At 50.1% G+C, this 26,812-nt stretch carries 28 protein-coding genes and 1 pseudogene; 13 read left to right on the top strand and 16 right to left on the bottom strand.

Annotated features, from left to right (window positions below; all coding sequences use genetic code 11):
* The first annotated feature begins 52 nt into the window (after nucleotides 1–52).
* A complete protein-coding gene (gene proC / locus LC084_RS01350; protein WP_226568687.1) occupies nucleotides 53–859 on the top strand; it encodes a pyrroline-5-carboxylate reductase in 807 nt (268 codons plus the stop codon).
* Between the two features lie 81 nt (nucleotides 860–940).
* Here the strand turns inward: proC and LC084_RS01345 are convergent.
* The 4 genes and pseudogenes from LC084_RS01345 to LC084_RS01335 all read right to left on the bottom strand — a co-directional run.
* Nucleotides 941–1,204 (bottom strand): annotated as a pseudogene (locus LC084_RS01345) (alkaline phosphatase); the annotation flags it as partial.
* Nucleotides 1,185–1,319, bottom strand: a complete 135-nt coding sequence (locus LC084_RS23175; RefSeq protein WP_264193493.1) for a hypothetical protein — start codon at nucleotides 1,317–1,319, stop codon at nucleotides 1,185–1,187. The gene LC084_RS23175 and the pseudogene LC084_RS01345, both read right to left, overlap by 20 nt.
* A 165-nt stretch (nucleotides 1,320–1,484) precedes the next feature.
* The gene (gene iraP, locus LC084_RS01340) at nucleotides 1,485–1,736 is read right to left on the bottom strand and encodes an anti-adapter protein IraP (protein WP_226568685.1); all 252 of its coding nucleotides are present in this window, start codon (nucleotides 1,734–1,736) and stop codon (nucleotides 1,485–1,487) included.
* A gap of 208 nt (nucleotides 1,737–1,944) precedes the next feature.
* The gene (locus LC084_RS01335; RefSeq protein ID WP_226568683.1) at nucleotides 1,945–3,159 is read right to left on the bottom strand and encodes a multidrug efflux MFS transporter; all 1,215 of its coding nucleotides are present in this window, start codon (nucleotides 3,157–3,159) and stop codon (nucleotides 1,945–1,947) included.
* 312 nt (nucleotides 3,160–3,471) lie between these two features.
* Between LC084_RS01335 and ddlA the strand changes: the two genes are divergently transcribed.
* On the top strand, nucleotides 3,472–4,572 hold the full coding sequence (ddlA, locus tag LC084_RS01330; protein WP_226568681.1) for a D-alanine--D-alanine ligase: 1,101 nt from the start codon (nucleotides 3,472–3,474) through the stop codon (nucleotides 4,570–4,572).
* Here the strand turns inward: ddlA and LC084_RS01325 are convergent.
* Nucleotides 4,569–4,784, bottom strand: a complete 216-nt coding sequence (locus LC084_RS01325; protein WP_226568679.1) for a DUF2754 family protein — start codon at nucleotides 4,782–4,784, stop codon at nucleotides 4,569–4,571. The two genes, ddlA and LC084_RS01325, sit on opposite strands and share 4 nt — an antisense overlap.
* Before the next feature lie 257 nt (nucleotides 4,785–5,041).
* On the opposite strand from LC084_RS01325, the gene LC084_RS01320 reads away from it, so the two are divergent.
* Entirely contained in the window at nucleotides 5,042–5,338 is a 297-nt protein-coding gene (locus LC084_RS01320) for a DUF2755 family protein (protein WP_226568677.1), read from the top strand.
* A 42-nt stretch (nucleotides 5,339–5,380) separates the two neighbouring features.
* Here LC084_RS01320 and sbmA read toward each other — a convergent pair whose 3' ends face one another.
* Together sbmA and LC084_RS01310 are read right to left on the bottom strand one after the other, a co-directional pair.
* Nucleotides 5,381–6,598 (bottom strand): peptide antibiotic transporter SbmA, encoded by a 1,218-nt coding sequence (gene sbmA / locus LC084_RS01315; RefSeq protein ID WP_226568675.1) that lies wholly within the window; start codon nucleotides 6,596–6,598, stop codon nucleotides 5,381–5,383.
* Nucleotides 6,599–6,742: 144 nt separating this feature from the next.
* A complete protein-coding gene (locus tag LC084_RS01310; RefSeq protein WP_226571102.1) occupies nucleotides 6,743–7,273 on the bottom strand; it encodes an isochorismatase family protein in 531 nt (176 codons plus the stop codon).
* Nucleotides 7,274–7,460: 187 nt separating this feature from the next.
* On the opposite strand from LC084_RS01310, the gene ampH reads away from it, so the two are divergent.
* The gene (ampH, locus tag LC084_RS01305) at nucleotides 7,461–8,618 is read left to right on the top strand and encodes a D-alanyl-D-alanine-carboxypeptidase/endopeptidase AmpH (RefSeq protein WP_226568673.1); all 1,158 of its coding nucleotides are present in this window, start codon (nucleotides 7,461–7,463) and stop codon (nucleotides 8,616–8,618) included.
* A 103-nt stretch (nucleotides 8,619–8,721) separates the two neighbouring features.
* A complete protein-coding gene (gene hemB / locus LC084_RS01300) occupies nucleotides 8,722–9,699 on the top strand; it encodes a porphobilinogen synthase (RefSeq protein ID WP_226568671.1) in 978 nt (325 codons plus the stop codon).
* A gap of 74 nt (nucleotides 9,700–9,773) precedes the next feature.
* On the opposite strand, the gene LC084_RS01295 is transcribed toward hemB, so the two are convergent.
* The 3 genes from LC084_RS01295 to LC084_RS01285 form a co-directional block, all read right to left on the bottom strand.
* Nucleotides 9,774–10,073 carry a hypothetical protein gene (locus LC084_RS01295; RefSeq protein WP_226568669.1) on the bottom strand — a complete coding sequence of 100 codons (300 nt, stop codon included), beginning with the start codon at nucleotides 10,071–10,073 and terminating at the stop codon, nucleotides 9,774–9,776.
* Nucleotides 10,074–10,252: 179 nt separating this feature from the next.
* A complete protein-coding gene (locus LC084_RS01290; protein WP_226568667.1) occupies nucleotides 10,253–11,620 on the bottom strand; it encodes a PepSY-associated TM helix domain-containing protein in 1,368 nt (455 codons plus the stop codon).
* A 75-nt stretch (nucleotides 11,621–11,695) separates the two neighbouring features.
* Complete coding sequence (locus LC084_RS01285; protein WP_226568665.1) at nucleotides 11,696–12,184, bottom strand: DUF2946 domain-containing protein; 489 nt, start codon at nucleotides 12,182–12,184, stop codon at nucleotides 11,696–11,698.
* A 165-nt stretch (nucleotides 12,185–12,349) separates the two neighbouring features.
* Here LC084_RS01285 and LC084_RS01280 point away from each other — a divergent pair, with 165 nt between their 5' ends.
* Nucleotides 12,350–14,059: a lysophospholipid acyltransferase family protein gene (locus tag LC084_RS01280; protein WP_226571101.1), complete on the top strand. Its 1,710-nt coding sequence runs from the start codon at nucleotides 12,350–12,352 to the stop codon at nucleotides 14,057–14,059.
* Nucleotides 14,060–14,160: 101 nt separating this feature from the next.
* Nucleotides 14,161–15,258, top strand: coding sequence for an ABC transporter substrate-binding protein (locus LC084_RS01275; RefSeq protein ID WP_226568663.1), 1,098 nt, complete (start codon nucleotides 14,161–14,163; stop codon nucleotides 15,256–15,258).
* On the opposite strand, the gene LC084_RS01270 is transcribed toward LC084_RS01275, so the two are convergent.
* Complete coding sequence (locus tag LC084_RS01270) at nucleotides 15,216–15,980, bottom strand: hypothetical protein (protein WP_226568661.1); 765 nt, start codon at nucleotides 15,978–15,980, stop codon at nucleotides 15,216–15,218. The genes LC084_RS01275 and LC084_RS01270 overlap by 43 nt on opposite strands.
* Before the next feature lie 198 nt (nucleotides 15,981–16,178).
* Between LC084_RS01270 and LC084_RS01265 the strand changes: the two genes are divergently transcribed.
* Nucleotides 16,179–16,709, top strand: coding sequence for a DedA family protein (locus LC084_RS01265; RefSeq protein ID WP_226568655.1), 531 nt, complete (start codon nucleotides 16,179–16,181; stop codon nucleotides 16,707–16,709).
* Here LC084_RS01265 and LC084_RS01260 read toward each other — a convergent pair.
* The gene (locus LC084_RS01260; RefSeq protein WP_226568653.1) at nucleotides 16,689–17,477 is read right to left on the bottom strand and encodes a GntR family transcriptional regulator; all 789 of its coding nucleotides are present in this window, start codon (nucleotides 17,475–17,477) and stop codon (nucleotides 16,689–16,691) included. The two genes, LC084_RS01265 and LC084_RS01260, sit on opposite strands and share 21 nt — an antisense overlap.
* 220 nt (nucleotides 17,478–17,697) lie before the next feature.
* Between LC084_RS01260 and LC084_RS01255 the strand changes: the two genes are divergently transcribed.
* Genes LC084_RS01255 through LC084_RS01245 form a run of 3 tightly spaced genes read left to right on the top strand, consistent with a single transcriptional unit; the run spans nucleotide 17,698 to nucleotide 20,287 of the window.
* The gene (locus LC084_RS01255; RefSeq protein ID WP_226568651.1) at nucleotides 17,698–18,477 is read left to right on the top strand and encodes an ABC transporter substrate-binding protein; all 780 of its coding nucleotides are present in this window, start codon (nucleotides 17,698–17,700) and stop codon (nucleotides 18,475–18,477) included.
* A gap of 3 nt (nucleotides 18,478–18,480) precedes the next feature.
* Nucleotides 18,481–19,458 (top strand): SIS domain-containing protein, encoded by a 978-nt coding sequence (locus LC084_RS01250; protein ID WP_226568649.1) that lies wholly within the window; start codon nucleotides 18,481–18,483, stop codon nucleotides 19,456–19,458.
* Nucleotides 19,459–19,465: 7 nt separating this feature from the next.
* A complete protein-coding gene (locus tag LC084_RS01245; protein WP_226568648.1) occupies nucleotides 19,466–20,287 on the top strand; it encodes a PfkB family carbohydrate kinase in 822 nt (273 codons plus the stop codon).
* A 108-nt stretch (nucleotides 20,288–20,395) separates the two neighbouring features.
* Here the strand turns inward: LC084_RS01245 and mmuM are convergent, their stop codons facing one another.
* The 4 genes from mmuM to LC084_RS01225 all read right to left on the bottom strand — a co-directional run bounded on the left by mmuM (nucleotide 20,396) and on the right by LC084_RS01225 (nucleotide 25,123).
* A complete protein-coding gene (mmuM, locus tag LC084_RS01240; RefSeq protein ID WP_226568646.1) occupies nucleotides 20,396–21,340 on the bottom strand; it encodes a homocysteine S-methyltransferase in 945 nt (314 codons plus the stop codon).
* The gene (mmuP, locus tag LC084_RS01235; RefSeq protein WP_226568644.1) at nucleotides 21,327–22,760 is read right to left on the bottom strand and encodes an S-methylmethionine permease; all 1,434 of its coding nucleotides are present in this window, start codon (nucleotides 22,758–22,760) and stop codon (nucleotides 21,327–21,329) included. Before mmuP ends, mmuM begins: the two co-directional genes overlap by 14 nt.
* 204 nt (nucleotides 22,761–22,964) lie before the next feature.
* On the bottom strand, nucleotides 22,965–23,642 hold the full coding sequence (locus LC084_RS01230; RefSeq protein WP_226568642.1) for a type 1 glutamine amidotransferase domain-containing protein: 678 nt from the start codon (nucleotides 23,640–23,642) through the stop codon (nucleotides 22,965–22,967).
* Nucleotides 23,643–23,674: 32 nt separating this feature from the next.
* Nucleotides 23,675–25,123: a coniferyl aldehyde dehydrogenase gene (locus LC084_RS01225; RefSeq protein WP_226571100.1), complete on the bottom strand. Its 1,449-nt coding sequence runs from the start codon at nucleotides 25,121–25,123 to the stop codon at nucleotides 23,675–23,677.
* 88 nt (nucleotides 25,124–25,211) lie between these two features.
* Between LC084_RS01225 and LC084_RS01220 the strand changes: the two genes are divergently transcribed.
* Nucleotides 25,212–26,102 (top strand): LysR family transcriptional regulator, encoded by an 891-nt coding sequence (locus tag LC084_RS01220; protein ID WP_226568640.1) that lies wholly within the window; start codon nucleotides 25,212–25,214, stop codon nucleotides 26,100–26,102.
* 148 nt (nucleotides 26,103–26,250) lie between these two features.
* A complete protein-coding gene (locus LC084_RS01215; protein ID WP_226568638.1) occupies nucleotides 26,251–26,496 on the top strand; it encodes a DUF2543 family protein in 246 nt (81 codons plus the stop codon).
* Nucleotides 26,497–26,812 lie beyond the last annotated feature (316 nt).

Raw genomic sequence — 26,812 nt, 5'->3', positions numbered from 1 at the left:
GTAATCTATGATTTATTAACATCACAGAAACATAACTTTAAGGAAGCAACGCGTGGACAGTAAAATAGGCTTTATTGGTTGTGGGAATATGGGAAAAGCGATTCTTGGTGGGTTGATTAACAGCGGGAAAGTTGCTGCCAGCCAAATCTGGGTCTATACCCCAACTGCCGATAAAGTCACCGAACTGCATCAAAAATGGGGAATTAACGCGGCGGAAAGTGCTGAAGAGGTCGCGGTAAAGGCCGATATAATTTTCGCGGCAGTCAAACCCCATATTATTCTCCAGGTACTCAGCAATATAAACAGCAGCCTGAATAAAGATGCAGTACTGGTTTCTGTTGCGGCCGGTGTCACTCTGGGCCAGTTAGCTACCGCAGTAGGCCATGATCGTAAAATTATACGTGCCATGCCAAATACACCTTCGCTGGTCAATATGGGGATGACATCCGTTACCCCCAACGCCCTTATCACAGAGGAAGACTTGCAAGATGTTCTGGCAATTTTCCGCAGCTTCGGTGAAGCAGATGTTGTCAGTGAAGCCATGATTCACCCGGTTGTGGGTGTCAGTGGTTCATCCCCCGCTTACGTATTCATGTTTATTGAAGCAATGGCGGATGCCGCCGTTCTGGGTGGTATGCCACGCGCCCAGGCATACCGCTTTGCAGCCCAGGCAGTCATGGGGGCGGCAAAAATGGTTCTGGAAACCGGGCAGCATCCCGGCGCATTGAAAGACATGGTATGTTCACCGGGCGGAACAACTATTGAAGCAGTAAAGGTGCTGGAAGAAAAAGGCTTTCGTTCAGCTGTGATTGAAGCTATGCAACAATGCATGGAAAAGTCTAAAGCACTCAGTAAATAACCCAACCTGGGGATAAACAGGATATTGATAGCGGCGCGCAAGTACGAGCAGCGCGCCGTTTCTCAGGGTTCGAGTTCTGCGTTAATCAATCCCCATGGCATTTTTCATCGTCCAGAACAAGTCTGTCTGGTCAGTAAGGCCAACAACGTTAGCAGCATGGGGGCCATAGGCTGCCACACGTAACTGTGTACCAGTGTGCGCCTGTGAGTCTTCTTCTGAATTACCATAACTCATCACCATAATGGCGCCATCTTTGGTATTCAGCGCCTGAGTCAGGCCTGGTGCTTTCGTTTTCGGCGGGATAATCTGGCTGGCGTGAGCATGATCAGCCGTCACAATCACCAGGAGCAGATAAGTCGGCCTGTGCCGTTCTGTCGAAAAGACCCGGAGTACCCGTAGCAAAGACAACTGTAGAAATGAGTAGTGGCAATAACGCCACGCAACAGGCTGGTTTAATCATTTGTATCTTCTTGTAAAATTACTTACCCTTTACAATACAAGGAGACAACAGTTAATAAATATGACAGTACCATGACAGATATATAAGCACACACCATGACGCAGTCATTCGTCACAGTGAACCACAATACCTCATGGCCTATTTATTAATAACCAACCAAAAATATTAATAGTGCAATATTTTTTTTATATTTTCGCCCAACAGTTCCATATTCGGGTCAGGCGTATCTGATGCTGGATGAAGGTCTTCCAGAGCCGTTTCAATATTACTAATTACACTCTGGCGTTGCTGCTCTTCCATTCCTTTCAGTAATGCAGTCACCACGACTTCCAGTGCTTCAACCTGTGCTACAAGCTCTCTTGTAGTGTCTTCTTTCTCAGCCAGCGTGATAAGCAAATCAGCAATTAAGTTTTTCATGCTGTAGTTCCTTGAAGGAATACGCAAACAGCTTGCTATTTTGCGCATTCAGTTGAAAAAATAACAACACTATTTTTTGATGACCCGTCTATTACCCAAGGTTAATCTGAAAAATCAAACTGCAATAAAAGTATTCAGGCACTTCGCAGTGAAAGTGCCTACTGATAAACAAAACCAGGAATACAAATATACCCGGTTCAACAGAAGATTAGCTTTCACGTCTGGCGGCGAGCAGTTGGTTACGCTTACGCAACACCAGAGCAAACTGTAATATATTCAGTAGAACCACCACACCTGTTACCACAAATACCCAGCGAAAACCGATTATTGCGGAAACACTTGCCCCCATCAGCGGCCCAACCACGTTACCCAGGTACATAAACGACTGGTTATACCCAAAAATGCGCCCGGTGACTTGTTCAGTAGAATACTTAACCAGCAATGTTTGCACTGCCGGGAGCATTGCACCATCGGCAAAACCTAATAAAAACCGCAGCACACCCAATTGCACTGGTGTCGCAACAAAACTCATGGCGAAAAACAGCACCACAGCAAATACCAGTGAACTCATCAAAATTTTATCTGTGCCTATCCGGTCGCCCAGTCGACCAAGGCGTGGTGCCGCAAGCAAAGCCGGAATACCGGGAATCGCAGCAATCAGCCCGCTAATAAAGGCAATATTATTGCTACCGGGATCCAGATACTTAATAAACAGGGCAAGAATCGGCCCGATAGAACCATTACACAGTTGAATTACCAGTGTAGTCACACACAAACTGACTATCAAAAAAGGGTAAGGCAGCGCTTTGAATACTGCTTTACCACTTAACTGCTCCGCCTTAGTTTGTGCTGGACGTGCCCGCTCTTTAATTAAAAACAGGGTCACTAAAAAGCTAACCATCAACAGGGCTGAGGTGAGTAAAAACACTGGCCGCAGCCCGAAATTATCCGCCAGGATCCCACCCATTAATGGGCCAACTATCACGCCGGTTATCTGGGCGGTAGATAACGTGCTAATTGCCCAGCCACTGCGTTCCCGAGGAGCCTGAGAAGCCACTAAAGCCAATGCATTTGGGATATAACCTGATGTCAGCCCCATCACACCGCGCAGAATAAAAAGTTGCCAGACATTGGTCGCGAACGCTTGTAACAAAATAGTCACTGCCATACCCAGCGACGCACGCAGCAACATCAACTTACGCCCTTTACGGTCGGCAAGGCTACCCCACCAGGGAGCGACAATCGCGGAAACAAGAAAAGTGATACTGAACGTAAACCCTGACCACATCGACAGCGCTTCATGGGAATGCACGCCCAACTGGGAAATATACAACGGCAAAAAAGGTAAAATCTGGCTAATGGCCAGCCCGGTAAAAAAGCAGCCAAACCAGACTGAAATAAGGTTAACTTTCCAGGATTCCATACAGAAAACACAGTGAGACAAAATGAAGTACCGCCAGCATAACAGCGAACTTTTCTTCTGCCCTCACATAACATGCCCTTATTTTTATTTTGGATGTTTATCGGGTAATAAGCTTTATTTGTAGTACAAATATCAGTGGTCGTATGAATGTATGCTACATATACAACATCTCATCCGGCCGTTTTTTCATGGGTAAAGTGAACAAAATAGCAGCACTCCGCTCCCCTTTTCACTTCCGCTTCATGAAGCACATGAATCCACTACGCCAGCATGATATGGTGTCGTTTTTGATAAGCCTCAGGAATGTGCGACATGGCAAAGTTACGTGTGGGGATCGTGTTTGGCGGTAAATCTTCCGAGCATGAAGTTTCCCTTCAGTCGGCAAAAAATATCGTCGACGCCATTGATAAAACAAAATTCGACGTTGTCCTTCTGGGTATTGATAAGCAAGGCCAGTGGCATATTAACGACGCATCCAGCTACCTCCTGAATGCAAACAATCCGGCATTAATTGCCCTGAACCGTTCAGAAAAAAATGTGGCGCTGATACCGGGGTTTGAGCAAAACCAGCTTATAGACTCAAGCAGCGCGCATTCACTAGACCAGGTTGATGTGATTTTTCCGATAGTTCACGGCACGTTAGGCGAAGATGGTTCTTTGCAGGGCATGTTACGCGTGGCAAATCTGCCTTTTGTTGGCTCCAGTGTACTGGGTTCAGCCATGTGCATGGACAAAGATGTTACCAAGCGCCTTCTGCGTGATGCAGGGTTGCAAATTGCGCCGTTTGTTACGCTTACCCGCACCAATCGCCAGCACTATGAGTTCCAGGCGCTGGAACAGCAATTTGGTTTGCCGATGTTTGTAAAACCCGCCAACCAAGGTTCTTCTGTCGGTGTCAGTAAAGTGACCAGTGAAGCCGAATTTACTGCAGCCGTCGATCTTGCTTTTGAATTTGACCATAAAGTGGTGGTTGAACAAGGAATTAAAGGGCGAGAAATTGAATGCGCAGTGTTGGGTAATAGCGACCCGCAGGCCAGCGTATGCGGTGAAATCGTGGTGAAAAGTGCTTTTTACTCTTACGACACAAAATATATTGATGACCAGGGTGCCGACGTCGTTGTTCCGGCAGCACTCCCCAGTGAAGTCAGCGATAATATCCGTGCTATCGCTGTAAAAGCATACCAGGCTCTGGATTGCCTTGGCATGGCACGAGTGGATGTATTTCTGACACCAGACAACCAGGTCATCATTAATGAAATCAACACCCTGCCAGGGTTTACCAATATCAGCATGTACCCCAAATTGTGGCAGGCCAGTGGGTTAAGTTACCAAGAATTGATCACCCGGCTGATTGAACTTGCTCTGGAACGCCACCAACAAGATAACGCACTGAAAAGCAGCGTTTCACATTAATCACGCTCTTGCGCCGTTGCCTCCGGGCGGCGGCGGATAATTTTCCCGGCAAGCCAGAAACTGATAACCCAGGTCACCAGCCCCACAGCATAACTTTTCCATCCTTCGGTTGGAAAACCGGCCAGCCCTATCACGCCATTAAGAATAAAAATCAGCCCAATAGCGAACGCATAATAGTGCCAGTCACGGCGAAGTTTCGTGCTCAGAGTCATACACAACAGGCCCCAGTTACCTAATAAACACCCATTGTCTACTATTCAGCGCTGCCTGTCTGTGTGGTATGTCGCGCCCGGACAACGCCATGCCGAAAGCATAAAAATATGACATGCATTACAGCCTGCACAAACCAGGATTATTCCGTAACCCAAATTACCACTATTCTTATGTCCGGTATGATACCAGGCTGCAACACTCTCGTTACTTTTCAATATTCACCATGCGCGTAACAATTACGGCAAGAGAGTGCACTATGACAGACCTGCCAGTTCGTAACCTGCCCCGGGCACGCCCCAAAGCAACGCTGCCGGGGAATATTGCTTATGCTGTTTTCGTGTTGTTTTGTTTCTGGGTAGGTTCGCACTTACTCAACATGCTGTCTCATTCGCAAGGTGTTTTTGAGCATCTATTGCAGGCAAACAGCGAGACAAATCAACCTGTTATTCAAATGAGTATGCTGGTTAGCACCATTTTTGGGCTGGTGCCTATGCTGGCGGGCGGTTTAATGCTGGCGGTACTGGCGCTGGTATTCAAACTACGCCGGATGTGATTTTTTTGCCGGGAGTATCCCCTCCCGGCAGCCAAAGCCCTGTCAGGCCACTTCCACTTCTTCCGGTTCAGGAATGTTATCCAGCTCCCGTTCAAAGCTACGCAGACGCTTATAAATTGACATTAATTCTACCAGTGTTGTCCAGGAGCTAATCAAATACTGGAATGCCCCGCGAACCTGGCCAAATACATTGGTAATCTGGGTCATCAGCCCCAGAGTGATTGTGCCCGCAGCAATGGACGGAAACAGCAGAAAAATACCAAATACAGTATCTACCTGCAGATAGAGAATACGCACAATATTAAAGTACATGTAGTGGAAATAGAGGCGGAAATAGTTTTTACGCACACCGGCATACAACTCTTTTACCGTGGGTGGTGTTGCCCGCATTTTGTCGTCTTCACCATAGACTAACTCTTTCCGGTAAGCCGCTTCCACACGCTGGTTTTTGAACTCAAGCCCTGGCAGCCTTATCCCAACAAGCGCCAAAACCCCGGTACCAAACAAAGACCAGACGATAGCCGCTATCACCAACCCGTAAGGGATCTGCCCAACTATGGGTAACTCAGGAACATGGGGCGACAGCGCCACCAGCACAGGCAAAAACGCAATCAAAGTCATGATAGCGTTTATCAAACTAACCCCCATATCTTCCAGTGTGGAAGCAAAGCGCATGGTATCTTCCTGTACACGCTGTGCAGCCCCTTCAATATGGCGCAGGCGCTGCCAGTGCTCCATATAGTGTTCGTTCATGGCAGTACGCCAGCGGAACACGTAGTGGCTGATAAAGAAATTATTCAACACCCCCACCACAACCGCTATCAACGCAATCCCCAGGAAAACGCCCAGTTCATTATAAAACTGATAAATAGGCACGGTATTCGGTTTTGCCAGCGCACGCTGAATAAGGTCATAAAACGGCTGATACCAGGCGTTAATAGCCACACTGACTTCCACCAGAAACCAGGTAACAAACACGATTAATGCGGAGCCAAGAATTGACCAGTATTGCCAACGATGTGGGCTTATTTTGAACCAGGCCAGAGCAAAAGCCCCCACGCAGAATAGGTAGTAAGCGTAAAATACCAGGTAACACCCAGACCAGAAACGTGCGGCGCTAATCGGCACATCATTTGTGACCCCGACCAAATGCTCCAACCAACGCTCTCCCCCGGCCTGCCAGAAAATCACTGCTATCATCGCCCAGATAAAAGCCGACAGGAAAAAAGCTGCCGGTCTGGGAAAAAAAGACTTGAACATGAAAAAAACTCCTGAAAATAACGTCTCGTTATTGGGTTGTTACTTACTGCGACTCTGGCCGGATCTCCGTCTCCATTAACCATAACGCTTTCAACTTCTGGTAAGGTGCCAAACTTGTTTCAAAGCATGAAGCTGATTGACAAATCAATCCCCGCGCCAATGGGCAAGAATGCTGGTAACGGGGCGAACATCAATGGGGTTCCCCGGTACAGTAAAATTACGCCACACATCATTGTGATGGGCTATCAGCACTTCGGCATTTGCCGCAGGGCGGTTTGCCGTGGTATGTGCATCTTCCGCCACTGTAACGCGGTAACCAAGGCCAGCAGCACGCTTTACCGTTGCATCAACACAATAGTCAGTGGCACACCCACACACGACAAACTCGGTAATGCCTGTGGCTTCCAACTCCTGGGCCAGAGAAGTGCGCCAGAAGGCATCACAGGCTGTTTTGGTAACACGTAACGCGCTTGCTGGTTGATGAAGCTCCGGAAGTACCTCAAAGGCCTCTGTACCAGGCTGCATGTCTGCTTCCGCGTGTTGAATAAAAATAACCTGTTCAGCGGCATCAATGAGTTGATTAATACGCTGGCAACACAGGTCACGTGCGACACGTTCCGTCGCAAACACACCCAATTGCATATCGACTACCATTACTGCCTGACGCTGTACCATAGCCATTCACCCTCGCAGAAAAAAAGATATTACCACAGCACAAATCGCCAAACACAGCGCCATACAAAGTGAGCGAATAACCTGAAAACCAGGCGGTTGACAATGATTTGCATTTATCACTTTGCACATGTGTCAGAAGTAGTATAAATACCCATGTTATCGAGTGGTTTTGCATACAGGATTCGCCTTGAAACGTTGTCTGTTCGCCGTTACGGCATTATTGATGTCATTACAACCGCTGGTAGTAAAAGCCAGCCCATCGCCAGATCCGTTGTTGACAGCGGATATTGTTGACCGTTATGCCAACCTGATTTACTACGGCACGGCTGCCACAGGCATGGCAATGGTAGTCATTGATGGTAATCAGCGTGTTTTCCGTAGTTTCGGTGAGACAAGGCCTGGCAGTAATGTGCGCCCGCAACTGGATTCGGTTATTCGCATCGCTTCACTGACCAAACTGATGACCAGCGAAATGCTGGTCAAACTGTCAGAACAAGGGGTGGTGAAACTCAATGACCCGCTACAAAAATACGCACCTGCCGGTGATTCCGTGCCCAGCCACAACGGTGTTCCTGTCACACTGGAAAACCTGGCAACTCACACCAGTGGCTTACCCCGAGAACAACCCGGTGGGGCGGCTCACCGCCCAGTATTTGTCTGGCCGACATATACCCAACGTTGGAACTGGTTGTCGCACGCCAGCCTGAAAGTTACACCAGGCAGCGTCGCCGCCTATTCAAACCTGGGTTTTGACTTACTGGCCGATGCGCTATCCCGTGCGGCTGGGCGATCGTGGGTCTCACTCTTTGACTCATACATTACTCGCCCACTGGGCATGAAAGACACAACCTATACGCCTTCACCAGACCAGTGCAGAAGATTAATGGTGGCCGAAAAAAGCGCCAGCCCGTGCAACAATACCTTAGCCGCTATAGGTAGCGGAGGTGTGTATTCAACACCGGCAGATATGATGCGCTGGATGCAGCAGTTTTTATCATCTGATGTTTACCACCGCTCCGCACAAGCCGACCGGATGCAAACTCTGATTTATCAACGCGGGCAATTAACCCGCCTGGTGGGAATGGATGTTCCCGGCAAAGCGGATGCATTAGGGTTAGGTTGGGTTTATATGGCGCCTAAAGATGGTCGGCCGGGGATTATTCAAAAAACCGGGGGGGCCGGGGGTTTTATTACTTATATGGCCATGAACCCGCAAGAAAATATTGGCGTGTTTATTGTGGTGACACGCTCCGCATCAACCCGCTTCACCAATATGAGTGATGGCGTGAACGATTTAGTCGCCTCACTGAGCAACAATAAACCGCTGGTTATCCCGTCCTCCTGAATGTATTCAAGCTCACACGGTGTTGTGGGCTTGAATCGTAAAAAGCTGTTTAACCATTCGGGTATACTGGCATTACTGATAACAATGAAGAGCAGAAAGCACTATGTCTGAATTTAATCTGACTAACCGCCCTCGCCGGTTACGCAAATCACCTGCCGTGCGGGCTATGTTCGAAGAAACCACACTGACCCGTAACGATCTGATTCTGCCAATATTTGTTGAAGAAGGCCTGGACGACTACACCCCCATTGAAGCTATGCCTGGCGTGGTGCGAATCCCGGAAAAACGCCTTGCTTATGAAATTGAACGTATTGCCAAAGCAGGCATTCGCGGTGTAATGACATTTGGGATTTCGCACCATACCGATGCCACCGGCAGCGATACCTGGAATGAAAATGGCCTGGTTGCCAGAATGTCGCGTATCTGCAAATCCACGGTACCTGAAATGGTGGTGATGTCTGATACCTGTTTTTGTGAATACACCAGCCACGGCCACTGTGGTGTATTGTGCGACCACGGTGTCGATAACGACGCAACCTTAGTAAACCTCGGAAAACAAGCCGTAGTCGCCGCAGCAGCAGGGGCTGATTTTATTGCCCCATCCGCCGCAATGGACGGCCAGGTAAAAGCAATTCGCCAGGCACTGGACGCAGCAGGTTTCAGTGAAACGGCCATTATGGCCTATTCAACCAAGTTTGCTTCGTCATTTTATGGCCCATTCCGTGAAGCGGCAGGAACAGCACTGAAAGGTGATCGTAAAACCTACCAAATGAACCCATTAAACCGCCGTGAAGCCATTCGTGAATCACTGTTGGATGAAGCAGAAGGTGCAGATGCGCTGATGGTGAAACCCGCAGGTCCGTATCTGGATATTATTCGGGATATTCGCGAACGCACAACACTGCCACTGGCGGCCTACCAGGTAAGTGGTGAGTATTCAATGATTAAACTGGCTGCACTGGCCGGGGCAATTAACGAAGAAAACGTGGTACTGGAAAGTCTGGGGGCAATCAAGCGTGCTGGCGCTGATGTCATTCTGAGTTATTTTGCACTGGACCTGGCAGAAAAGAATATTCTGTAATCGCTCTGTAACAGCAAAAAAAGCAGGAAACCAGCGTTCCTGCTTTGCCTGTTATAACAGCAGATATGGGCATGTCAGATAACAGCTTCCAGGTCTGTGTTGAGCATCACCAGGTCTTTATCCCAGGCTTTAAAAATCCGGGTATTGGCCTGGCTGCTGCAGCGATCGCATAATGGCAAAATATACACCCCATCTTCCTTGCCACTTTTAATCACTCTTCCTGCTTCGGTTACCTCGCGGTCGCAACCAAATGCTTCGCATTCCGTTGCACGCCTACCACGTTGAGCTTCCCAAAACGCCAGCCAACTACTAAAACCTTCTGGTGGCATTGATTGTGTGGCACCTGACTCAATTTTCAATAAAACCGTCGTCATAAATGTATCCTTACATTTGTGTCACCGGGCAATGTTACCCGCTCAAATTGTGCGGGTACCTTGTATTTTTTCAAGCTCGACCGGGTAAAACTTTGCGCGGCTACGCATCCTTACAGGGTGCATAGTTAGGATTTGCAGTAAGGATCACGCGCCATGCTGATTATCGCCAACCTCGGGGTTTACTCATTCAACACCAGGCGTGAACGCCCAAAGTAACCACGCAAGACATCCACCGACAGAAAAGCCACAAGGCTCACACCCATAACAGGCAGGCAATACCCTAATGCGGCGGCCAACACTGCCACGACGACACGAATCCTGGCTGGCAAGGCAAACCAGGCGGCACTTAAAGGTAGTTCAGTGCGAGCCGGGCGGCGCAACCACCACTGCCGGTAACCCAGTGCAATTAACACACATACACCAAAGCCAAATACCACCAGCAAAATTTGGTTAGCCAGGCCAAAAAGTATTCCCATATGTGCATCAATGCCCCAACGGGTGAGCTTCGCCACTAGCGGGAAGTTCGCGAAATGCACGGCATCAACAATATGAAAATTCGTTGGGTTAACTGCAACCGCATCAACCTGCGTGGGCCATGCCCGGTTAATTTCCGTCACCGTCCAGGCTGTACCCATTTTTTTCGGCGGGCGAATCTCAATTTTATTCGCTGATATGCCCGCCTGCCTTGCTGCTGCCAGCACTTTATCCCAGTCCTGGACAGGGCCTGCCATCACCATGCCACCTTGCATGTGATGCATGGCATGCGGGTCCGTCTGTGTGGGAGTACCATCAACCGTCAAAGATGTACGGACTTGCGGTGTCATCCAGCCCAGGTTACTACGCAGCGTATCAATATTACCCCCAGCCCAGCGCGACCAGGTTAGTCCCGTGGCCGAGAAAAAAACCATCCCCACCAGCAAGCTTAACCCCAGCACAATATGCCAGTGGCGAGTGCGTGCTTTTGCCCCACGAACCGGTCCATTGCGCCGTTTTTTTACCCGTGTTTGCCACCACAACACCATTCCGCCCAGGGCAGCAACCCACATCCAGGATGCAGCCAACTCACTGTAATTACGCCCAACAACCCCAAGTTGTAAGCTACGGTGAAATTCATCAATCCAGGTACGTAACGGTAAAACTCCGCTAGTGCCGTATACCGGCATATCACCGGTTACCGCCAGCGTATAAGGATTAATAAACACCGCTCTGGAACGTGAAGCACCAAGCGTACTGTCAGCAAACTGAACTCGGGTTGTGTCCTGTGGGCCAGGGGCTGGGCGCACAGCATAAAAGGGTTCATCCGGCCCCACATAACGCCGGGCTGCTTCCACCTGGCGCGACAGCGGCTGTGCTTCCCCCTGTGGGGTGACAAATAACGTGCTGGCGTACCAGGCATTTTCCAATTGTGGGGTCAGGACATAAACTGTCCCGGTAAATGCAGCAAGGAAAATAAACGGCCCAACAAACAGACCAATATAGAAATGCAGACGACGCAGCAAATGTACGAAAGCGCCTCGCCCACCGGGCGATGAGTGTTCAGAGATCATGGTTTACCTGTAATCAGTTATCCAGAAAGTACTCTGCCCTGCAGCACTAAATAGCGCCGCACAGCAACTGTGTTTTTAGTGGATAACGGCAACAGGCGGGGCGCGAGCCAGAAATGGTCGGAACCACCCGCTGAACGCAGGTGTACTGGTCTGCACAAACGCCGGTATGCGGCGTAATGTAATGAGGCACCACAATATTAACGCGGCAACCCAAAAGATAAGCGGCATATGCAGCAATAACTGGCAATAACCACAAGCAGCATCATCCATCCAGCTTGCCTGTTGAGCAGCCACGCTCCCGGCCCCAACACGGTGCTCAGGTGAGGTGTCTTGCGAAAGGGGTTGGTGTAACAGAGGGTGTTCACCAGCATGTTCATGAGATAGCTCATGCGCAGAGTGCGCCATCGCCATACCGGGCATTAGCATGTTACCCATTTCAGGCATCATCAACCCTTGTCGCACCAGTGTTTTTGACACAATGGGTGCAACAAACAGCATGAAGATGGCGAGTAGTGCCAGCAGAACACCCACCCGGCCCACTCTTGCGTGGAAACAATGCAACAAAACACAGCCTGCTATAAAGAAATGTTGCAGGATTGTACATTAACAGAAATTATTTTGTTGCACAAAAATAGCAGTCAGCGGCACGCCACAAGAACGTCACCCCGTTGACATGCACCTGTCATGTTGCCGCTTTAAGGTCAGCCTCAAAATAGAGGAGGAATGACCGTGTTTAGTATCGACAACGTACTGGATGAGTTATATCCCCACCACAAGCCCGGCGAACGCGCCGTGCGTATGCTCAAACGCTTACTTCACGAACAGGATTTCCAGCAGTTTGCGCACGATTACCGTCACCTCAAGGGGCTGGATATGGTTGAGCAAGTGCTGGAGCACCTGCAAATACAGTGTGATATCCCAGCAAGGGATCTGGAGCAAATACCGGAGCATGGGCCATTAGTCGTGGTTGCCAACCACCCCACTGGCACTGCCGATGGCCTGTTACTGCTTTATGCTATTTCACGCGTTCGCCGCGATATCAAAGTGGTGGCAAACCGCATTCTTAGCCAGCTTGAACCGCTCGCTTCGTTGTTTATCGCCGTAGACAACATGAACAACCAGGTACGCAAATCGGCAGTCACGGAAATGGATAATCACCTTGCTGCCGGAGGCGTATTAATCTTTTTCCCTGCCGGGGAAGTGGCCCGCTGGCGGCCAGAAGGGATCAGTGACCGGCCCTGGTCTGCCGGGTTTATCAAGCTCGCCAGGCGCTACCAGGCACCGATTCTGCCAGTACACATTCAGGCACGTAACAGCGCCCTGTTTTATCTCACTTCCCTGATTTCACCGGGGTTATCGCTACTGTTACTGATTCGTGAAATGTTCCGCCTGCGTGGTAGCACCTTACCCGTCAGAGTTGGCGAACGCATTCCCTGGTCTGGCTGGCAAACAACCCAGCCATCCCGTGAACTGGCCGCCCACTTTCGCGAACATGTTCATGGGCTTGGGAAACGCAATACAGGATATTTCCGTACAGAAAAAGGCATTGCGCCCCCGGAAGACCGGCAGGGACTACGCCGTGCACTCAACCAAACAGAATGCCTGGGAAGTGCGCCCGATGGGAAACGGATTTATCTCTGGCGGCGCAATGGCGCTGAGGAAACGCCCATCCTGCGTGAACTGGGGCGGTTACGTGAAATCGCATTTCGGGCTGTGGGCGAAGGCACAGGGAAACGTCGCGATGTTGATGCCTGGGATGACAATTACTGGCACCTGGTTTTATGGGATGACGACGCACTGGAAATTGTTGGTGCCTATCGTTTTATGCCAGGCAAAGATGCGCTGAAGCAACAGGGTTACACCGGTCTGTACAGCCACAGCCTGTTCGACTACCAACAGGAAATGGAACCCATTCTGGCACAAGGGATTGAGCTGGGCCGTAGCTTTATTCAACCCCGCTACTGGGGGCGACGCGGGTTGGATTACCTGTGGTATGGCATCGGGGCCTGGCTGGCCCGTAACCCCGATTACCGTTATTTATTTGGGCCGGTGTCCATTTCGGGTGGCATGCCGCTGACTGCCCGCCACTTATTGGTCGCTTTTTACCGCTTATGGTTTGCTCCTGCCTGCGCGCTGGGCGTGTCTCGCCGCCCCTGGCCCTCTTCTCTCCCGGAAGTGCTGGGTGAGTTTACGGGCACAGATTACCAGCAAGACCTGGCGCATCTGAAGCAACGTCTGAATCATCTTGGGTGCGGTATTCCGCCACTGTACAAACAATATTCGGAGTTGTGTGAACCCGGCGGCGTGCAGTTTATTGATTTCGGCAGCGACCCGGACTTTAACGACTGTATTGACGGACTGGTACTGGTTGACCTCACTTATCTGAAAGCCAGCAAGTACCAACGTTATATTGGTGCCCACCTACCACAAGATGTCTGATTGTAACCATCCCGTTAGCCAGACGGGATGGTTCACATTGCAAAAATAACTGATTCTAATTATCATTTAGCTCCGTTTATTTGTTTCAGGCTACCTGCCGTATGCGCCCCCTGCTTCTCACTTTATGCCTGCTGTTCAGCTCATTTGTCTGCGCCAAAACAGTCACTGACATTACTGGCCGCCAGGTCACCATTCCTGATAACCCACAGCGAATTGTGTTGGGAGAAAGCCGCATGTTGTATACCCTGGGCTTACTGGAGCCAGGTTATCCCGCAGGTAAGATTATTGGCTGGCCGGGTGATATGGCGAAATACGACCCGCAAACCTGGTCGGTATGGTTAAAAGCTTTCCCACAACTGGCCTCGATAACCCAATTGGGTGACGGTTTTCTGAGTCAAAGTAATATTGAACAAGTCATCAGTCTCAAACCAGACTTGGTTATCCTGCCGCAGTTAGCAAAGAACAGCCATTCGGAAAACCAGTTCATTGAATTACTGGCCCAGGCCCATATCCCGGTAATTAAAATCGATCTGCGGGTTGATCTGCTGCATAACACCGTACCCAGTATTCGTTTATTAGGCGAAGTATTAAACCAGCAGCAACGGGCACAAAGTTTTATTGATTTCTACCAGCAACATATGGCTCAAGTGGAAAAACGGCTGGCCACAATTAACGAACCTAAACCCCGGGTATTTTTACACCTCCACCTTGGCAGACGTGACACTTGCTGCACCACGGTTGCTCATGGGAATTTAGGGCAATTACTCGATTTCGCGGGCGGGGATAATATTGCCAAACCGCTGCTTAAAGGGGTTTTTGGTAATCTGTCATCAGAACAATTACTCGCCAGCCAGCCTGAGGTCTACATCGGCACAGGAATGAGCAACAGCGGGCGCACATTACAACTCGGCCCACAGGTTAGCCAGCAACAGGCAGAGAGCAGCATGAAGCGCGCCATCGCAGCGCAACAACCCCTGAGCTACCTCAATGCCATACGCCAGGGGAACGCATGGGGGCTGTGGCATAATTTCTACCTCAGCCCTTATCATGTTGCAGCAGTCGAGTTTTTCGCGAAAACATTCTACCCACAACAATTTGCCGACATAAACCCGGAACAAACACTGAAAACACTTTACCAGCGCTTTCTGCCCATTCCTTACAGCGGCACATTCTGGGTCAGGCTGCCAGTGGCCAAATAATGCCTGGCGGTCAAAATATCTGACGGAAACCCGGACAGCCCAATCACCCGCGCGGTAGGCTCTTCTATTGCGCATTGCCAGATACCTCCCAGCAACCTTGCCTGGGGCCGCATTTGCACCGCTATTTTTTCCATTGCTTCTTCATAACTGGTAATCAGCCCGCGAGCAAAAGGGGATAACAGCACCACCAGTAAACTATTTTGTTCAGCCAGCGGCAGGCGCGCAGTAATATTTTTCGCCAGAGTTTCTGGTTGATAATTACGCACAATACAGTGCTGGAGTGTCCTGCCCGCTTTAAGTATTTGTGAAACGTCTTCACATTCCGACATGACCAGGCCCGGTTGTAACAATGGCACCAGTAATGTCATTAATCTGGCCTGTAACCCACGCATCAGCGGCCCCTGAACTGGCCAGGCAATAACACCCTTGGGTAAATTAGCAGGCGCGCCCGCCCCTGCGGGCAATAACAGCACCACCAGGCCATCAAACTGAGATAAAGCTTCCAACGGAAGCTTCACCCCAGGGAAAATCAGAGTCAAAAAAGCCTGCTGTAAATTTTTCGGTGTCAGGCTGGTTATTCGCTGCCAGCGCGGCTCGCCGCCAAATACAGGCAACTGATTAATTAAGTGGGTATCGCCATCATTCAACATCACATTAATCAATAAAGGCCGCACAAGAGATTGCATGCCAACAAAAAGCTCAGCAAACGATTGTCTGTCCATTTAATCCATTCCTATAATCGTTTTTCCGAATAATACCTGTTGATTTAACTTAAAGCGACGATATATCCCTGAGAGAGCATAAGGAATTATTACTAACAGTGACGATACAAATCAGCACAGATATCGCCTTGTTTAGCCATGGTTTTTATTGCCGCCTCTATGCTATTAAGCCGAAATAACCACAGGGAGAATAAAGGCATGTCCATTCAGGAAATAACCCGTTGGGTGAGCGAACTAATTAACCAGCATCACTATTGGGCTGCGCCAATTGTATTTTTGCTGGCGTTTGGCGAATCATTGGCTTTTCTTTCCCTGTTGCTCCCCGCCACCGTTATTTTACTGGCACTTGGTGCCTTGTTGGCAGACAGCATCGTGCCATTCTGGTGGCTGTGGGCAGCAGCCAGTGCGGGTGCATGGTTGGGTGACAGCGTTTCATACTGGCTGGGGTATCACTTTAAAGACAGCGTAACAAAGTGGTGGCCACTTTCACGCAAGCCATGGTTACTGGCTCGCGGCCACGCTTTCTTCGAGCGTTGGGGCACACTGAGTATTTTCTTTGGCCGCTTTTTTGGGCCACTCCGCGCCATTGTACCGCTGGTAGGGGGTATTTGTGCCATGCCACGCCTGCCCTTTCAGTTGGCAAACCTGGCATCTGCCTGCGTGTGGGCATTTGCCATGCTGGCCCCAGGTGCTTTTGCCATGCCCTGGTTAATGGCCTGGCTCGATTAACGGGGATTGCGGTGCCACAACTATTCCACGGTTTTGCACATTAAACACAACCCGTTCCGGGTGGTTAACTGACACCAGGTATTCCAATGGAATGCCCTGCCCATCGCTAATAGTACCCCGATATACCAGTGACGGGCTGTCTGGTGGAACCTGCAGCAACGTATGTTCCTCTTCATTCATCCGGCCAACCTGCAATGAGCCATTGTCTGATGCCGCGTGCAAGTGGTAAAACTCAGCCAATAATTTGTACAACGAACCTTGTTGTTCAAGCATCTGCCTTGTTATTCTAGGTACTCTGTTCCCTGGTAAATAGCTGGTTTCAAGGCAAAATGGCTCACCATCCGCGAGCCGCAAACGTTTGATAACCACAACAGGCTCACCGGGCTGAATTTGCAACCACCGCGCAATACGTGTGCTGGCAGGCGCCTGCTGGAAATACAAGAGCTGGCTCCCGGACTTCGCTCCGTTCATTTCGGTTATCTGCCCAATACCCTGTTCTACAGGTGTTGTCAGGGGACGTGCAATCGCAGCCTGCCGCAGCCATGTACCCTGATTGCCCCTGCGTTCAAGAATACCTCCTTCAACCAGCTCAGCCAGGATCTTGCGTAGTGTCATGCGGCTGATACCTAATAACTCAACCAGCTCACGCTCCGGCGGGATTTGATCCCCATTAGTAAACTCTGGGGTATTCAGGTACGCCAGCAATGTTTTTTTGGCCTCAATATAGGCTTTACGTGGCCGCCGCTTCCCACTTGCTAAATCACTCATGGTATAAATTACCCGTTATTCAGACCGTTATTGGTTTAATTTTATCATTTTATAATCAGTGCGTTAATCGCCTGCCACTTTTACCTGCGCACAACAAAAATATACCATAACGTCATAATATAAATATATATTTTAGTTTTATACAGAAATATATTGCACAACAAAGAGACAATGAGTATATATTTTATGGTCTTTTTTATGGTCAACTTAAGGAATCATCATGAAGCGCGTACTGTCTGTGTTGTGCCTGAGTGTTGCCTGTTGCATTGCGTCCCCAGGTTGGGGGGCAGAAGAAGTACTGCGCCTGGGGACTGACCCAACATTTCCCCCGTTTGAATCCAAAACATCCACTGGTGCACTTACCGGTTTTGATATCGATCTGGGTAATGCGATTTGTGCCCAAATGCAGGTGAAGTGCCAATGGGTGGAAAACAGTTTTGACGGGCTGATTCCTGCACTGAAAGCCCGCAAATTCGATGCCATTCTGTCCTCCCTTTCGATTACAGATGAACGCAAAAAAGCCATTGCCTTCAGCAATAAACTCTTTAACACCCCGGCATACCTGGTTGCGGGGAAAAATAATGCTCTGCTCCCTACGGCCGCAAGCCTGAAAGGGAAGCGTATTGGTGTGCAGCAGGGTTCAGTATTCGAAGTCTACGCCCAAAGACACTGGCGAGATAAAGGTGTTGAATTGGTTTCCTACCCCAGCGCTGAAGCCGTTTATGCCGACCTGGTGGCCGGGCGCATTGACGGAACACTGGACGATGCCACAGTCGTGACAGAGGCGTTGTTAACGAAGCCTCAGGGCAAAAATTTCGAACTAAAAGGTGACCAGGTAAAAGACCCTGCAATATTTGGCCCAGGCACGGGAATCGGATTGCGCAAAGAAGATACTGTACATCTGGCGCAAATAAACGACGCTATCGCGGCCATTCGGGCAAATGGCACTTACGACAAACTGGCAAAAAAATATTTTAGTTTCAATGTCTATGGCGAGTAATAAATGAATACCACCACGCTGATTACCGACTTACTGCACTCTCACTTCAGTGCAACCTCACCGCTAAAACATATTGCCCTGGTCGCCTGTGGCGGCTCTCTGGTCGATATGTATCCGGCTCATTATTTTTTAAACCGTGAGGCCAGTGAACTGCGCAGTTATATGATGACAGCCAATGAGTTTGTCTACGCACCCCCGAAAACACTCGGCCCACAAACACTGACTATCGTCTGCTCACATGGTGGTAACACGCCGGAATCCGTGGCAGCAGCGCAGTTGGCACAACAAAATGGCAGTGCCACAATTTGCCTTACACATAATCCTGATGCTTCACTGTTAAAAGCGGCTACGCGCCACATTCTTTATGAATGGGGGGACACCAGCCAGGTCGTCAATAACCCGATGGCTATCATCCTTAATCTGTGTGTCAATGCACTCAATCACACTGAAGGTTATGCCAGCAACTCCGCGTTTCATCACGGTATGAGCATGATAGATACACTGATTAGCCGTGCTCGCCAAAAAATCACTGCCCGCATTGCAGACTTTGCCCAGCGTTTTGCTGATGAATCGTTATTTTATGTCCTGTCGAGTGGCGCATCCTATGGGCATGCCTATGGTTTTGCTATCTGCTCATTAATGGAAATGCAATGGCTTAACGCCGCCAGCATCCATAGCGGAGAATACTTCCACGGCCCTTTCGAAGTTACCGACCATTCCACACCATGGATTGTGCTGGTTAACGAAGGGCTGACTCGCCCGTTGGATGAACGTGTGGTCCAGTTTCTGGCACAACACGCAGAGAAAACCGAAATTGTTGATGCTCGCGAACTGGGGCTTGGGGCAATAGACGCCAGTGTAGTGGACTACTTTAACCCCATACTGTTCTACAGTGTGATGTGTGATTACCGCGCGTCACTGGCAACCATTCGCCAGCACCCACTGGAAACACGCCGGTACATGGGCAAAATCGAATACTGAGGGCAGAATGAAAGTACTGGGATTGGGCGATAATGTTATTGACCGCTATCAGCATACCGGGCTTGGTTATCCGGGAGGCAATGCGCTGAATTTCAGCGTGTTTGCCCATGAACTCAATGCTAATGCCGCTTATTTGGGTATTTTTGGTGATGATGTGGCGGCGGCACATATTCGCAATATCCTGGCTAACCGGCAGATTCAAACCCACCACTGCCTGGATGTCCCGGGTGAAAGTGGCTTTGCCACACTGACTATTCAGGATGGTGACCGGGTATTTTTGGGCTCGAACGCTGGTGGAGTACGCCAGCGCACGCCCATGGATTTCATCCTGCAATATCTGCCCTGGCTTAGTGAATTTTCTCTGATACACAGTGCAGCTTACAGCTATACCGAACACCTGTTGCCACAACTGGCGCGCCTTCCCGGCCTGCTCAGTTATGACTTTTCAGATGACTTTACCCCAGCCAATGCTCTGGCCTGCTGCCAGTGGCTGGACTATGCCTTCTTTTCCTGTTCTGAACGTTCATTAAGTGAAACCCGTGAGTTACTGGCCGAAGCGCACCACAAAAATGGCGCTATTGCCGTGGCAACCCGTGGTGCGGAAGGCGCGTTATTATTCGATGGTGAAACATGGCTAACCCAGCGCCCGACACCGATTACAGCGGTAGATACGCTGGGTGCCGGGGATGGTTTTATTACTGCGTTCTTGCTGGCGCACCTGAGTGGGCAAAGCCTGGTAACCAGCCTGCAAGCCGGTGCCGATTTTGCTGCACAGGTTTGCACTACAGATGGCGCATTTGGGGAACCCATACAATTAGCACGGCTATGAAATGTGTTGAGTAATAATATATTGAGTGAAAATGTGTTGCGCGCGCCAGAAAGCGCGCGATTCTGACCTTGCCCATCCACCCGGATGGGCCTTTTTTATCTGCCAGAATTAATGGCTGTGCGCCCCAGCCGCAATGCTTGCGATATCCGCCGGTGTAGTACGGCAACAGCCACCAATTAACCGGGCTCCGGTTGCCAGCCACTCGGGTAAATAGTGAGCCAGTTGGTGGCAGGCTTCACCACTGTGATGCCAGGTTTTGGTTACAGCATCGTATTGTTCACCTGAATTGGGGTACACCACCAGTGGCAACGCAGTCAGCTTATGAAGCGTGGTTAACGCAGCCGTGGTTTTCTCCAGCGCAATACAGTTCACCCCCACCGCAATAACCTGCGGGTAATCCTTCAGGAAACTCACCACTGTTGCCAGCGGCGTACCATCGCTCAAATGCTCACTGTCACGCAAAGTAAACGAGAACCAGGCCGGCAGCGCAGGAAATTCCTGTGCCAGTAAATCCACTAATGCCTTGGTTTCCGCAAACGAGGGCTGGGTTTCACAGGCCAACAGATCCACACCGCCCTGGACTAACGCCGCAATACGCGGGCGGTGAAAATCCTTGAATTCAGCAGCACTGCGCTGGTAATCGCCACGGTACTCAGAGCCATCTGCCAGAAAAGCGCCAAATGGGCCAACAGAACCAGCAACCAGTAACGCCGGGGAGCCTGAGTGTTCTGCCAGGTAATCCTCACGCGCCTGGCAGGCAAGGCGTGCACTTTGCGTAATTAATGCCAGAGACTGCTCATGGCTAATGCCGCGTGCAGCAAACCCGGCAGGAGTTGCCTGGTAACTGGCCGTAATGGCAACCTGTGCTCCGGCCCGGAAATAATCCAGGTGGACTTGGTAAATCAGTTGCGGGTTTTCCAGCAGAACTTTCGCCGACCAGAGGCTGTCTGCCAGGTTGCATCCCCGGTTTTCCAACTCCGTTGCCATTGCGCCATCCAGCACTAAAAAAGAGCTGTGTTGCAACGCGTTTTGTACGGGATCAATCACTGACATGTTCCACCTCCGGTTGGTTACGTTTAGCCAGATACTGTGTGAGGTAATAAACGCCGTAGCACAGGGCAACAAACGGCAGGCCGCACCATAATGCAATACGCTGCTCGGGGTCAAACGCCAGGCCAACACAGGCTAACAGGCACAAGACAAACCCTAAAATCGGTGTCACCGGGAACCAGGGCGCACGGTAATGCAATTCATTTAACGCCCGCCCGGCGGCAATATGCTGGCGGCGGAACACGTAATGCGCCGCACAAATACTTAGCCAAACTGCCACCACTGCAAACCCGGAAATCGCCGAAAGCGCTACATAGACCGTATCAGGCGCGACTACACTGGAAAACAGCGCCAGCACTCCACCCAACATGCTGACAGATAACGCAGTGAGGGGTACACCACGGTGGGTAAGACGTGAGAAACAGGCAGGTAGCGTGCGTTCACGGGAAAGCGACCACAGCATGCGCCCGGAGGCATATAACCCGGAATTAGCGGCAGAGAGAATCGCCGTTAAGATAACGAAGTTAAAGATATCGGCCGCACCTGGGATCCCGACTTTCTCGAACACCAGCACAAATGGGCTTTTCACCACCCCAGCCTGGTCTGCAGGAATTAATGCCGCCAGTACAAAAACCGTACCAATAAAGAAGATTATCAACCGGGCGATAGTCGTGCGGATGGCAACCGGAATCACTTTTTGTGGGTTTTCAGTTTCACCGGCCGCAATACCAATTAGCTCGGTTCCGGAAAATGCGAAGTTCACTGCAACCATCGTCATCAGAATGGGCAGGCCACCATGAGGGAACCAGCCATTACCAGTAATATTGTGCAGTAAAGGCGCGGGTGAGCCATCTTTCATTGGCAAGAAGCCGAAGATGGCCGCCGCCCCCAGAACAATAAATGCCACAATGGTGATAACTTTAATAATTGAGAACCAGAACTCCCCTTCGGCAAAAAAGCGAGTCGACACCACATTCAGGCCGAAAATCAGCACACAAAAAACCAGGCACCACACCCAGACCGGCACTTGCGGGAACCAGTACTGCATACAAAAACCCGCGGCGGTAAAACTCGAACCTAATGCAACAGTCCAGGTAAGCCAGTAAAGCCAGGCCACGGTATACCCAGTAGCAGGCCCCAGGTAGCGAGCTGAATACACATGGAATGCGCCGGTTTCCGGCATGGCGACAGACAGCTCACCCAGGCACTGCATAACCAGCCAGACAACCAGTGCGCCAATCAGGTAAGCCAGTAATGTGCCCAAAGCACCGGTAGTGGAAATAATATAGCCGGTGTTAAAAAACAGCCCGGTGCCAATCACGCCCCCTAAAGAGAGCATAATCAAATGGCGGGTTTTCATTGTGCGTTTAAGCCGCCCTTCTTCCTGCTGCTGGGCCGCGTGCGATGTGGTGGAGTCCTGCATTTTACCTTCCGAACGTATAGACGTCTAAACTTCCGAATGACACATGTTATACCGTTATAGCCAGCAAAATGCAAAAAACAATTTACAAAACAATACAGAAGGCAGGGCGTTTTATTAGGCTCTCATTCAATAGCCCCATAAGTTTTACCAGAGTGCACTGGTATGCATACCAGTGCACTCAACGGGTTATCCCACTTCTACGCGTTACTGCACTTTTTTCAGTAAAGCGGCAGCCACAGCCTCTGAGCTTGCAGGGTTCTGGCCAGTAATCAGGTTGCCATCTTCCACAACATACGGCATCCAGTCAGGGCCTTTAGAATACTTCGCGCCCGCTGCGATAAACTCATCCTCAATCAGGAACGGCACCACATGAGTTAATTCAACAGCGTCCTCTTCGCTATTGGTAAAACCCGTGACATTACGCCCTTTAATCAGCAACTCACCCTGGCTATTTTTCACATGGCGCAATACACCTGGCGCGTGGCACACAAACGCAATTGGCTTCCCGGCACGGTTAAATGACTCAATCAGTTCAATAGATGTGCTGGATTCAGCCAAATCCCATAACGGCCCGTGACCACCAGGGTAAAAAACGGTATCGAAATCCGCTGGCGATACCGTCTCCAGTTTGACTGTATTTGCCAGCGCATCCTGAGCAACTTTATCGGTTTTGAAACGTTCCGTTAGCGCAGTCTGGAAGTCAGGCAAATCACTTTTGGGATCCAGCGGCGGCTGGCCACCCGCAGGTGAAGCCAGCACCACTTCAGCGCCTGCATCCTTAAAGACATAATAAGGGGCGGCAAACTCTTCCAGCCAAAACCCGGTTTTCTTACCGGTGTTACCTAATGCGGAATGTGAAGTCAGAACCATTAAAATTTTCATATTTACTCCTGAATATCGGCAGTACAGATGGTTTAGTTTTTTAGAAATGCTTCAGCGGCTGTTACCTTGTCCTGGTAAGGTGCGCGAAGGCGAAGATTAGAGTGCCCGGCACTCTCCTGGACAACGACTGGTTTAATATGGCTGAAGCGACGGAAACCGTGCACGCCGTGATAAGCACCAGTACCGGATGCCCCCACACCACCAAATGGCAGGCTGTTTATAGAAGCATGAGTCATCACATCGTTGATAACCAGTGCACCAGACGTTGTTTGTAACCGAACCTGCTTCTGGCGTTCAGCATCATGGCCGAAGTAATACACCGCCAGTGGGCGCGGGCCTGCATTGATATAACGGATAGCTTCACTGACATCGGAAGAATACGTTTTCACCGGGAGCAGTGGGCCGAAAATCTCCTCCTGCATCACCAGCATCTCTTCCGTTACACCAAGAATAATATGGGGGGCGATTTTCCTGCTCTGGTTATCGAAAGCGGGCTCATTACCCGGTGCCAGGCTAATGACCCGGGCACCTTTACGCTGTGCATCCTCAAGCAAGTTCAAAAGGCGTAAGAAATGCCGTTCGTTAATAATAGAGGTGTAGTCTTCATTGCTTTGCAGTGTCGGGAAAGTTTTGCCTACAAATGCCTGTGCAGCCTCCACAAATGCTGATTCTTGCTCCTGAGGGAGCAACACATAATCAGGAGAGATACAAATTTGCCCGGCATTGAATGTCTTTATGGTTAACGTACGCTCTGCGGCAACGACAGGGTCGGCGTCAACGTCAACCACCACGGGAGATTTGCCGCCCAACTCCAGCGTTACCGGCACCAAATTTTCTGCTGCGGCGCGCATCACATGGCGGCCAACAACCGTGCTACCAGTAAAGACCAGGTGGTCGAAGGACAAACGGCTGAAGGCCTGCCCGGTATCGGCATCGCCCAGAACCACAGTTAACTCATTTGGCGAAAAATAACGGGGCACCAATTCAGCAAGCAGTTCCGACGTTCTGGGGGTCAACTCAGACGGTTTCAGCATGGCGGTATTACCTGCGGCGAAAACACCGGCAAGTGGGCCAAAAGCCAGGTTAATGGGGAAATTCCACGGGCTGATAATCCCAACAACACCTAATGGTTGTGGCTCGGTCCATGCCTGCATGCCGTCAACGGGTACTGCGGCAATCTCCGGTTGCATCCACTGATCCAGATTATCGGCGGAATGGGTAAGCATATTGATTGTGGTTATCAGGTCTGCTGCCATGGTCTGGTACCCGCTACGGTGACCAAAATCGTCGCTGATGGCTTTTGTCAGCCCGGCATAGTTTTCACGTATCAGGTTAGCACTTCGCATTAACCGGTCACGTCGTATCTGGGCAGTAGCAGGCCCGTGTTGCAGATGAAACGCCTTCATGCTGTGAAGAATGGCTGACAAATCCTGAAAATGTTGTTGCGGCGTCATGTTAATTACCTGTCCCGTCGTCTTGATTATTGATTGCGGACAGCTTAAAGATTCTGGCGTTCAGGTGGTAACAACGCTATTTTCACAGGGATATAAATAAATTTATGGGTGAGTTGTGTCTTTAATACGATTACGTACCTTTATGGAAGTTTACCGCCAGCACTCCATTTCAGCGGCGGCCCGCGCCCTGAACCTGACACAACCCGCCGTGTCGCAACATATCAGTGGGCTGGAAGTCGCAATAGGCAGGCCGTTGTTTGAACGACAATCACAGGGCGTTTTCCCGACAGCAACCGCTGACGATTTAGCGGCAGATATCGGCGATAAACTCGACGCCGCAGAATCGGCTCTGGCCTCAGCCAGGGCGCGTTCCATGGATGTCTCCGGCACATTACAAATTATTGGCCACTCAGACTTTGTGGCTGAAAAGCTGGCAGGTGTTCTTCTGCCATTACTTCAGAGTGGGATCCGGGTACATCTGCATACCGGGGATGGCCCTGAGGTTACCCAGATGGTGCTGGAAGGGCACTGTGACCTGGGGATCACCGCACACCCGGTTACCGATACACGCTTAAAAAGCGAAGTTATTTTCACAGACAAAATTATTGCTGTTGCTTCACCGGAGATTGCTGCCCGCCTGAACCAAAGCAACAACTTCGCTCACGATTTACTCAAGGAACCACTCCTGGCTTACAACCTTGAACTGTCACTGATTAAAGAGTGGCTGGATAAAAATAAGATCCCATGCACAGCCCTGCTTCCTGCTGTAGTGGGAAAAGATTTACGCGGGCAACGCACCCTGCTGTGTAAAGGCTTCGGCTGGACAGTCATGCCCGGCTTTTTATGCCATAGCGAAATTGAGCAAGGAAAACTCAGCCAACTACTGGCACCAGTCAGCAACACAGAAATCCGTTACAGCCTGATTTGGCTACCCAGTGCATTACGCAAACCACGCCTGGCTCACGCCCGGCAAACGCTGCTACAAATAGTAAACGGCCACGAGTGAAATCACTCGCCGTGGCAGTCTGGTAGCCAGTACCACCAGCCACGGCAGGTTTACGCAATTTGTGCCAGGAAACCTGGCAAGAATGGTATTATCACAGCAATGTACTAAGCCTGCCCACAGGCACCAACTTAACCTCCGGGGACAACCAATGAACCAGGCCATACCGCTCAAATTTTATGACATCGTAGATGAGTATTCGACTGAAACTGAACAGGCAGTTAGCGATGCTGAACGCGATGCGCTGGCGCACTATTTCCAGTTGCTGATTACCCGTTTAATGAATAACGAAGAAATTAGCGAACAGGCTCAGGCAGACATGGCAACCGAAGCCGGCATTAATGCACAACGTATTGATGAAATTGCCAATTTCCTCAACCAATGGGGTAATGAATAACAGGCTAAAAAACATGCTGCACAGGCTATCCCCCCTGTGCAGTTATCCTGTTCAGGCCAAAGGGCCAGCCACAAAACCCTATTAATTCTTTATCTGGCCTGGGAAAGTACCACATAGCCAGGTAACGAATTCACACACTTCCGGCAACTCATCCGGGCTGCGTTACTTCTACTTCTGCTTGTCGCTGCATCCATGGCTGTGCAGTGCAACAGGATTTGATATTTATCAACAACCCACCGCAATTCTTTTTCTGACGCTGGACATCCTGCGTCACCATTCTTATAAATACAATTGATTATCATTTGCATTTATTTCG

It is taken from the genome of Mangrovibacter yixingensis (assembly GCF_020523985.1).
Taxonomy (GTDB): domain Bacteria; phylum Pseudomonadota; class Gammaproteobacteria; order Enterobacterales; family Enterobacteriaceae; genus Mangrovibacter; species Mangrovibacter yixingensis.
This window is presented reverse-complemented; position numbering and strand designations above follow the sequence as displayed.